Below are 8,413 nucleotides of genomic sequence, written 5' to 3'. Positions count from 1 at the left end.
AAAAGTTCGAGATACTGGCGATAACTGACAAGCTGCGTGGGGGGTCGAAGAAAGCCGACGCCGAACTGCATCCCCTACTGCCGAAGGTGCTCGCGTAAGGGCAACAAGTATGGGGCGTGCTCTTCGGCACTGTTCACGAAGGACACGCCCCATCTGGACAAACAAATAGGTCAGATCGCAGAGTCGAGTGTGTACTTGGCCAGTCCTGGCGCCCCTGCGAGAAGCGGTCCCAAATCCTTGATCATGCCTGGGCCGGCGCGCCATTCGCGGTATGCGGCATCCGCCTCGGCAGTAGACCATTTCTCGAAACACAGCCAGTGCGTTTCGTCGTCGGCATCAATCAATACGTCGACACCTTCGCAACCTTCGAAAGCACGGGTCTCAGTCAAGATTCGTCCCACCACCTCGCGTGCGGTAGCAAGACTCTCTTTCTTGAGTCGCAGGTCCAGAATCGCGGAAATCGTCACAGAAAACTCCTTGTTCTCAGGGGGTGAATTCGAATCATTCAGGAGCACCCACGTTTTCCAGGGTGCACAACTCCAAGGTGCACAACGCACGTCCGACAGACTTCAGACTGTCGAAAGCACACTCTCGGACAAACTGTTGATGTCCGAGAGTGTGCCGAACCGATAGCGACAACCTTGTCGAGAGGTCAGTAAAGGAACAACGGATTGATCAGGACACCCGTCGAACGGTGGATGGCAGTCGGAGCCGCTACGACAAGACCTGTCGACGTATTTGTCTGCTTCAACGCCGCCACGGCCGGGCCGAGTAAGCAGTTGTCCACCAGACACAAACCGATCGCATAGATCAGGTTGTGCACTTCCAACGAGCCGGCAGGGTTGTTCCGGGCATCGTGGAAGTCCCACAGCACCAAGCCCGGATCCTTCGATGCGATCCAGACTGCACCGTCCTCACCGATACCTGGGCGCGCCACTGCTGCGGCGCCGCTCGGGTAGATGTTGCCGGCCGCCTCGTAGCGATCGCGCCCCTGGTAGATGATCAGCGCATCGCCAGGCTCGAGGGTGACTCCGGTTGCCGCGAGCGCTACGTCCAGGTCCTCGCCGGTAACGGGGTGTTCGGCGTCGATCCACTCGACCCCTCGCGCTCCGGCGACATCGAGGACTACACCACGCGTGGCGATTCCATGGTTCGCCCACGCCACCATGGTGTCCTCGTCAGTCAGGGACGCCTCGGCGGGAATCGGCCCGTGCCAAGACCCTTCGGCACCGATGTGCGCCAAACCGTCCATGTGTGTGTTGTGGACTCCATGGGCGTCGTACTTGATCACGTCACCGCCGTGGGCCGAGCGCATACCGCGAACGCCGACCTGTACATCGAGTTCTACTGATCCGTGGCCGGAAGGCATCTCGGCAAGCCCCAGCTTTTCCCACTGCGCTGCCTCGAGTTCCGCAACAGCTCGACCATCGGCAAGGCGGCCGGGGCGGGTTTCCACCTCACGTTCGAGAGAGATGGCTTTCCCGTATCTGACAGCGGAAACGCCTCGCAGGCGGGCCGATTCATCGATGAGGTCCACGGAACCGCGGCACTGCACACCGTCCACGTGTCGGGATGAATCGTGCTCGTCCTTGATCTTACGGAGCCACGGGGCGAGGGGATCTGTTTCCAGGTCGTCGACTGTCATTCGTTTCTCCATATTCGTTTCCGAGGGGCAGAATCAGCTGATATTCGTTCCGAAGGGCAACGCCAGGCTGACAACGCCCCGATGCAGCGGTTGAGTTGCAGGGACTACTGAATCGAATCATCTTCACACACTGGGTATGTCGATCGGCACATCCGGTCCTGTTGTTCGATTCTGTCATAGATACTCGCCCAAACGAAGAAGTCGAGCGAGGCAATCTCTCCAGGCCGAAACTCCGTCGATCACATGGCCAGTCGTAGACACAAAAGATGTATCAGCTTGAACTGTGCCAGGTTTCGTCCGGAAACCGACTGCCTCGTTACCCGGACGCCATACACCCGTGGGCGACCCAGACATGCCCATTCCGCTAGCCGGAACATCCCGTTGACCAGGCATCCACGATGCAGTTATCTGAACCCCGGCGAACCATGTGCAGGCATCGTGATCTTTCGAAGCCGTCACTGGCCACTACATGGAGAATGCTATACGCTGAATTTATGGTAAATAGCTTGGGCACCAGCGGTTTACGATTCGAACGTGAAGGCTCGATCGGATGGTGCATCATCGACCGTCCGGCTGCCAGAAATGCGTTGACCTCCGCGATGTACTACGGATTGAAGCGAGCAGTACGCCTCGTGAATTCCGACCCGGAACTGTCGGCATTGATAATCACCGGGGCTGACGACGTATTCGCCCCCGGAGGAGATCTGGGAAGGCGATCGGACCCGGGAGATGCTTTACCGGAGGGCCTTTCGAGCATCGATATCGTTCCCTTCCTAACCATTCGAGACAGTCGCGCACCCGTCATTTCCGCGGTCAACGGAATCTGCCAGGCCGGTGGACTACTGATTGCAATGATGTCCGATATCGCTGTCGTCAGCGACCGGGCGACATTCCGTGTTCCCGAACTTCTACGAGGCATCCCGGATGCGACTTTCGCCGCAGTGTTGCCGGCACACATCGGAATCGCCGCAGCACGCGACTTGATGTTTTCCGCGCGCAAGTTCGATGCGGCAGAAGCGCTTCGACTCGGAGTGATCTCCCGAGTTGTGCCACATGAGAACCTTCGGACTGCGGCACTCGAGGCTGCGCGTGAGGTACTGCAGACCGCACCTGTAGCCCGAGCCCAGGTCAAGCGAATGCTCAACGAGCGCTACGGGCAATTCGACTACGAAACCATGTTCGGCGCACTCGACACTTCTCCGGAACCACGTGAGGGAATGCAGGCGTTCATGGAAAAGCGTGACGCGTGCTGGATACCGGCGAATCTGCCGCGATAACGCGGCAGATTCGCCGCTCGTCATTCGTCGTTTGAAATCGAACCCGAACCTTCGAGCGCATCCCGCAAACCGTCACCGAACGTCGAGAATGCCAGGACGGTCAGCACAATCATGATCGCCGGTGCAGCAATCAGCTCCGGAGCTGTGTAGATATTGTCGAAAGCCTCACGCACCATTGAACCCCAGGAAGTCTGTGGCGGCTGAACACCGAGACCGAGAAAACTCAGACTTGCCTCGGCGACAATCGCGACACCCGCCGAGAACGAAAGCTGCACCAGTAAAGGCGAAGCCGCGTTTGGTAACACATGACTCCACAGCAGCCTGCCCTTGCCGCAGCCCAGCGCTCGGGCAGCTTCGATATACGTTTCCGTCGACACCGACTCCGCAGCACCTCGTGCCAACCTGTACAGCGATGGGGCCATAACCAGTCCGATCGCCATCATCGCGTTGGTCAATCCTGGACCGAAAATTCCGATGATCGCAATGGCGAGGATAAGAGGCGGCAAGGACTGCAGGGCATCAGAGATTCTACTGATCAGTCCCCCAGCCCATCCCCGGACAAGTCCCGCGAACAGCCCTGTGGGAATACCGATCACAGCCGCAACTCCCACCGCCTGGACAACCGCGAGCATGGTGACACTTGCCGAGGCGAGCAACCTGCTCATGACGTCACGACCATAGACGTCCGTACCGAGCCAGTGCTCCCCGGAAATTCCGGCCAAACTGTTTCCCAAGTTCTGCGCGTTCGGATCATCGGGCGCAATCATGGTGCCGAAACCCGCGACCAGAAACACCAGCACTAAGAAAACCAGCGAGATCATGGCCGGGATGTTCCTGCGCAGCAGTCGAAGTGGACGTGAAGTCCGCAGTGTGTGCATGAAGCGGCTTCGGCTCGAAAATGGTGTCGCGCGCCGCGGGTTATCGGGATCCGCAACAATACCGGTTTCACTCATGAAAATGCCTTTCGACAGCTGACCGGGTCAGGCCCGGGTCCTCGGGTTGAAGTAGCCGTAGGCCATATCGACGATCAAGTTGATGATCACGATGGCAACCGCCATGACCATGACGATGCCGAGGATCACCGGAATATCCCGGCTGAAAACAGAATTCACGGCAAGAGTCCCGAGGCCAGGTAGCGCGAAAACGAACTCGACTGTCACCGCGCCTGCAAATACTCGACTGACCTGTAGACCGAGGACCGTCACGATCGGAACTCCGGCGACCTTGAGGGCGTGCTTCAGCACGATCTGCTTGGTCCGCAGCCCCTTCGCCCGAGCAGTGCGGATGAAATCCTTGGCGAACGTGTCAACCATGGCCGCACGGGTTTGGCGCGCCACTTCCGCAGTGGAAATGGCCGCAATCGCGAGAGCCGGAAGAATCAGGTGTTGAAGCCAAACCCCAAACCCTTCGCTGAGCGGTGCGTACCCAGTCGCCGGAAAAACCGGCGCGGAGATTGCGAGGGCAATGACCAGAACCAAACCGATAATGAACGGTGGGACCGCCATCGCAACCGACGACACAGCCGTCAACGCGCGGTCGAGCATCGAATTGGCACGCATAGCGGCAATGATTCCGATCGGCAGACCGAGCAAGATCACAATTACCATGGTCACGACGGTCAAGGACAGAGTGGTCGGTATCCGATCCGCGAGGATCTGAGTGACGGACTGAGAACTGTAGAGCGAGGTGCCGAAATCACCGGTAATGATGTGACCGAGCCACTCGACGTACCGGATCAGCAGTGGCCGATCCAGACCCAGTTGTTCGCGAACCGAAGCGATTTCGTCCTGCGTTGCGTTGTCACCGGCAAGCCCAGCTGCAGCGTCTCCTGGCATGAAGTCAACCAGCACGTAAACGAAGAAGCTGAGGAACAGCAACAGTGGGATTGCCGAAAGCACCCGTTTTCCCAACAGATTCGCCATTATGACCCTCCCGTCGGTACTGAAACTCTGCGACGACGGTTCCTCGGGTCCGGAACTGCCGAGACCAGCATCTTGGTGTACGAGTGCTGCGGATTCTCGAACAACTCCTCCGCGGTCCCGGCTTCGACTACCTCGCCCCGGTACATAACGATGACGTGGTGGGCGAGATATCGCACGAGGGAGAGATCATGCGAGATGAAAATATAGGCCAAGCCGCGCTCGGCCTGCAGGTCGAGCAGCAGGTTGAGAACTTGAGCTTGGATTGAAACATCCAATGCAGCAACAGGTTCGTCACACACAATGAAGTCGGGATCGAGTGTGAGCGCCCGGGCAATCGCGATCCTCTGAAGCTGACCGCCGGAGAACTCTCGTGGATACTTGTCGAGTTGGTCCTCGCGCATACCGACCCTCTGCAGAATTTCCACGACACGCCGATCACGCTCTGCCCCAGCGATTCCGAAGTGGATCGACAACGGTTCGCCCACCGCGTTGCGAATCGTCATATGCGGATCGAGCGAGCTGAACGGATCCTGAAAGATCATCTGCGCGCGCCGCCGAAAGGACAGCAAATCCTTGCCCTTGAACTTACGGACATCGTGTCCGTCGAACCGGATCGTGCCGGAGTCGGGTTCGATCAAACGCAGAACCTGACGTCCGATCGTCGACTTCCCCGCTCCGGATTCGCCCACAATGCCGAGCGTTTCACCACGTTCCAGGGTAAAACTCACATCGTTGGTCACCACGGACCGCTCTCTCACGCGACCGAGAAAGTCTCTCTTGACCGGATACGACTTGCGTAGTCCGGAGACCTCCAATAACGGACTCATCCGGTAAGTCCCTTCAGATTCAGTTCGCCCTCACGCACGCAACGTACTGACCGATTGCGAGCGATGTCGTGCAGTATTATCGGTTCCGAATCGCATCGACCAGCATCTGCGTAGTTGCAACGATCCTGGAACCGGCACGTTTGCGGCCAGTCCCATGGAGCTGGAACTGCACCCGGAATCGACGACAGACGTATACCTTTGGCCCTCGGGTCGGGAATTGCTGCCAGCAGACCCTCCGAGTACGGATGGCGTGGGTCGTCGAACAGGTCATCGATCAAGGTCGATTCGACAACCTGCCCCGCATACATCACCGCCACTCGGTCGCACATCTCGGCAACGACCCCCAAATCGTGAGTGATGAACAGAATCGATACGTCGAACTCGTGTTGCAGATCCTTCATCAATCGCAACATCTCTTTCTGCACCGTCACGTCCAGCGCGGTCGTGGGTTCGTCCGCAATGAGCAGTTTCGGTCGACATACCATTGCGATTGCCAACATGACGCGCTGACACATGCCACCGGAGAACTCGTGCGGGTATGCCTTTGCCCGATTGCGTGCATCGGGAATACCGACCGCGTCGAGCATCTCGACAGCGCGGGCAAACGAGTCCTTCTTCGACAAACCTTGGTGACGACGGACAACCTCGGCGATCTGATCCCCGACAGTGAATGCCGGAGACAGACTTCGCCTTGGTTCTTGAAAGACCATCGATACGTCGACCCCACGAATGCCGGACAACTCCGACTCCGACAACCCCACCACCTCACGGCCGGCGATACGGATCGATCCAGTTACCCGACAACCCTGGGAAGGCAGTAATCCCATTGCAGCCAAGGAAGTTACGGTTTTCCCGGATCCGGATTCACCCACCAGCCCGACCGTCGTGCCGGGTGCTACTCGCAAGGACACGTCGTCGACGACTCGAGTCCAGCCGCGATCGGTATCGAAGTCGACCGAGAGATTCTCGATCCGCAGGATATCGCTGTCCGTCGCGTCGAGCGACGACAACGGTAGATCAGTTGCCATGGACAGGATCTCCTAGCGTCAGGTAGTGGACGGCGACAACGGGCGCACCGCCCAAACTGGATATGAGTGAGACTTCGACTATTCGCGCAGAATCATTTCGCGACACCGACGTAGCGCAGGTCCATCACCCCGGTGTAATGCGAAACGCCCATATTCGAAGCACCGATTACATTGTCTGCGAAGGCAAACTGTGTACTTACAGCACAGAGGAAGACGTCGAAAGCGTTCTCGACCGCAACGGCTGATGTCGCTTCGAGAGCAGCAGTACGGTCTACCTCGGACACGTTGGGATCAAACGCCGGCGCCAATGAGTTCTTGAACTCCGCGGGAAGTGTTCCCGGAAAAAGGCGTGGGACTGTGTAGTTGCGGTTGAGGAACTGTGCAGAACTCGGATCGCCAACTCGCACACTGACGATGGACGGTTGTGCCTTCGCTGCAAACTGAGCAGTCATGTCGACCAGATCCACCGGCTTGGCATTCATCGTGACACCGACTTCGGCGAACTGCGCTTGCAGGGCCGACGCGATCTCGTCCTGCGGCGAAAGTCCCGCACCGAGAAGCGTATTGAATGTGAGACCGTTGACCCCTGCCTCCGCGAGCAAAGCCCGCGCCCGATCCGGATCGTAGGTGTAATCGATCGGCGGATCCGAAAGGTGCCCGTCCGCGCCGACCGAAAGCGGTTGGCCGGAGACCTGGCACTGATTGTTGAGCAACGACGAGTTGATACCTTCCCGGTCAACGGCAAAGTTCAGCGCTTGACGCACCCGCACATCCGAGAACTCCGGGCTGTCGATATTCATGGCCATCGTGTACAGCTGTGCAGGCGGATAAGAAAAGAACCCGTATCCAGATCCGAGCGCCGATGCCTGCGGGTACTGACCGATCTTGGATATCATCAGATCGATCTGACCTGATCGCAGCGCGTTCAGTCGAGCATTGTCGTCGACGATGCCGGTGATCGTGATCGTCTTGGACAACTGTGCTGCAGGATCCCAGTACCCCTCCCGACGCTCGTATGTCACCGAATCACCTATCCGGACCGAGGTCGCGACGTACGGACCCGAACCCACCGGATTGATGTCCAGATCCGGATTGTCGAGAGCCTTCGGACTGATCAATGCCGCTTCCACACCGGAGAGCACAAACGGCAAATCTGCGGCGGGTCGGGTAGCGATGACCTTTACCCGGTTCGGATCGACCACCTCTACCGAATCGATCATCGAAAAGGTTGACGCCACAGTCGATCCCGCCGCCGTCTTCGCATGATCAAGCGTTGCCTTGACTGCGGCGGCATCGAGAACTTCACCATCGGTGAAAGTGATCCCGTCACGCAATGTGAAGACGACCTCACGGCCGTCCTCGGAAAACTCCCACTCGGTCGCAACCATCGGAGCTATCGCGAGAGACCCATCCTCGTCGACCATTTGGGTGAGCCTGTCGTACACCGGAGTCAGATACGGGTACGCGGCCGGCGCAGACGGCATCTTGTGCGGGTTCAGCGCCGGTGTCGCCACAGTGTGGCCGACCCGGAGATGTCCGTTCGGATCGGCGTCAGCGGCCGCTGCGCCGACGGCACCACCTAACGCCGGGGACGAATTGCCGGCACTTCCACTGCCACAGGCGGAAAGCACCAGGCTAAGAGCGGCAATGGCAACGCCGATACGTACGGAACGTGTGATCACTATCTTGGTGTTCCTCTCGATTGGGTTAGGTA

The 8,413-nt window shown here is 58.5% G+C and carries 8 protein-coding genes; 1 reads left to right on the top strand and 7 read right to left on the bottom strand.

Annotated features, from left to right (window positions below; all coding sequences use genetic code 11):
* Positions 1-170 precede the first annotated feature (170 nt).
* Positions 171-467 (bottom strand): putative quinol monooxygenase, encoded by a 297-nt coding sequence (locus tag RG2_RS31095; RefSeq protein ID WP_033237388.1) that lies wholly within the window; start codon positions 465-467, stop codon positions 171-173.
* Between the two features lie 185 nt (positions 468-652).
* Positions 653-1,645 (bottom strand): cyclase family protein, encoded by a 993-nt coding sequence (locus tag RG2_RS31090; protein WP_033237384.1) that lies wholly within the window; start codon positions 1,643-1,645, stop codon positions 653-655.
* A gap of 494 nt (positions 1,646-2,139) precedes the next feature.
* Here RG2_RS31090 and RG2_RS31085 point away from each other — a divergent pair, with 494 nt between their 5' ends.
* Positions 2,140-2,922 (top strand): enoyl-CoA hydratase/isomerase family protein, encoded by a 783-nt coding sequence (locus RG2_RS31085; RefSeq protein WP_033237385.1) that lies wholly within the window; start codon positions 2,140-2,142, stop codon positions 2,920-2,922.
* A gap of 20 nt (positions 2,923-2,942) precedes the next feature.
* On the opposite strand, the gene RG2_RS31080 is transcribed toward RG2_RS31085, so the two are convergent.
* From RG2_RS31080 to RG2_RS31060, 5 genes are all read right to left on the bottom strand, one after another.
* The gene (locus RG2_RS31080; protein ID WP_051730852.1) at positions 2,943-3,875 is read right to left on the bottom strand and encodes an ABC transporter permease; all 933 of its coding nucleotides are present in this window, start codon (positions 3,873-3,875) and stop codon (positions 2,943-2,945) included.
* Positions 3,876-3,902: 27 nt separating this feature from the next.
* A complete protein-coding gene (locus tag RG2_RS31075) occupies positions 3,903-4,844 on the bottom strand; it encodes an ABC transporter permease (RefSeq protein WP_033237386.1) in 942 nt (313 codons plus the stop codon).
* Positions 4,844-5,671 carry an ABC transporter ATP-binding protein gene (locus RG2_RS31070; protein WP_051730853.1) on the bottom strand — a complete coding sequence of 276 codons (828 nt, stop codon included), beginning with the start codon at positions 5,669-5,671 and terminating at the stop codon, positions 4,844-4,846. The genes RG2_RS31075 and RG2_RS31070 overlap by 1 nt, the downstream gene beginning before the upstream one ends.
* Positions 5,668-6,699, bottom strand: coding sequence for an ABC transporter ATP-binding protein (locus tag RG2_RS31065; RefSeq protein WP_051730854.1), 1,032 nt, complete (start codon positions 6,697-6,699; stop codon positions 5,668-5,670). Before RG2_RS31065 ends, RG2_RS31070 begins: the two co-directional genes overlap by 4 nt.
* 92 nt (positions 6,700-6,791) lie before the next feature.
* Positions 6,792-8,381, bottom strand: a complete 1,590-nt coding sequence (locus RG2_RS31060; protein ID WP_051730855.1) for an ABC transporter substrate-binding protein — start codon at positions 8,379-8,381, stop codon at positions 6,792-6,794.
* Between the last annotated feature and the right edge of the window lie 32 nt (positions 8,382-8,413).

The organism is Rhodococcus globerulus NBRC 14531, assembly GCF_001894805.1.
Lineage (GTDB): Bacteria > Actinomycetota > Actinomycetes > Mycobacteriales > Mycobacteriaceae > Rhodococcus_F > Rhodococcus_F globerula.
This window is presented reverse-complemented; position numbering and strand designations above follow the sequence as displayed.

Excerpts from the sequence above, each read along its gene's own strand:
- RG2_RS31090 (WP_033237384.1), bottom strand. The coding sequence starts at position 1,645 with ATGACAGTCGACGACCTGGAAACAGATCCCCTCGCCCCGTGGCTCCGT.
- RG2_RS31085 (WP_033237385.1), top strand. The coding sequence starts at position 2,140 with ATGGTAAATAGCTTGGGCACCAGCGGTTTACGATTCGAACGTGAAGGC.
- RG2_RS31080 (WP_051730852.1), bottom strand. The coding sequence starts at position 3,875 with ATGAGTGAAACCGGTATTGTTGCGGATCCCGATAACCCGCGGCGCGCG.
- RG2_RS31075 (WP_033237386.1), bottom strand. The coding sequence starts at position 4,844 with ATGGCGAATCTGTTGGGAAAACGGGTGCTTTCGGCAATCCCACTGTTG.
- RG2_RS31070 (WP_051730853.1), bottom strand. The coding sequence starts at position 5,671 with ATGAGTCCGTTATTGGAGGTCTCCGGACTACGCAAGTCGTATCCGGTC.
- RG2_RS31065 (WP_051730854.1), bottom strand. The coding sequence starts at position 6,699 with ATGGCAACTGATCTACCGTTGTCGTCGCTCGACGCGACGGACAGCGAT.